The sequence below is a fragment of the Nitratidesulfovibrio liaohensis genome (assembly GCF_011682075.1).
Lineage (GTDB): Bacteria > Desulfobacterota > Desulfovibrionia > Desulfovibrionales > Desulfovibrionaceae > Cupidesulfovibrio > Cupidesulfovibrio liaohensis.
In genome coordinates, this window is sequence record NZ_VSMK01000744.1 from 1 (window position 1) to 657 (window position 657).

Annotated in this window: 1 pseudogene; it reads left to right on the top strand. The window is 72.5% G+C overall.

Going from position 1 to position 657, the window contains the following annotated elements:
- A pseudogene (locus tag FVW27_RS18450) lies at nucleotides 1-657 on the top strand (tRNA (adenosine(37)-N6)-threonylcarbamoyltransferase complex dimerization subunit type 1 TsaB); the annotation flags it as partial.

Here is a 657-nt window from a genome sequence, read left to right on the forward strand (position 1 = left end):
CGCTGCTGCCGCGCGGCACGGTGCTGTGGGTGCTGACCCACGCCCGGCGCGGGCTGGTGCACATGCAGGCCTTCCGCATGCCCGGCGAAATGCCGGACGCCGCCAGCGCCGCTGCCCCCTGTGTGCCCTGTGGCTTGCCCGAAGCCCTGACCCCGGTGGAGGCGGCAACGCTTGACGCCGCCGTGGCCCGGATAGTGGCGCTACAATGCGGCAATGTGCATCCCGCAACCGGGGCGAAGGCGTCACAGACTGCTGACATGTCCGGCTGTGGGGTTCCAGGGGGCGATAGCCCCTTGGCCGCCGGAGGCGCTCAAAAACAGACGCTGCCCACAAACCGGTCCGGATGCGATGATGACGCCGCCCCCGCCGTCTGCCTGATGGGCAGCGGGGCTACCCGCAACCGGACCGTCCTGGCGCAGGCCCTGGCGGAGCTGTTGCCGCAGGCGCGCTTTCTGCCCGACCGGTTCGACCATCCCGCCCCCGCCCTGCTGCTGCCCCTGGCCGTCGCAGCCACCTACGGCCCCGATGACGTGCAGCCGCTGTACGTGCGCCCCTGCGATGCGGAAGAAAACCTGCCCGCCATGGCCGCCGCACGCGGCATGGATCCGGAACAGGCCCGGCGGCAGCTGGCCCGGCTGACCAGCGCCCCGCTGGCCG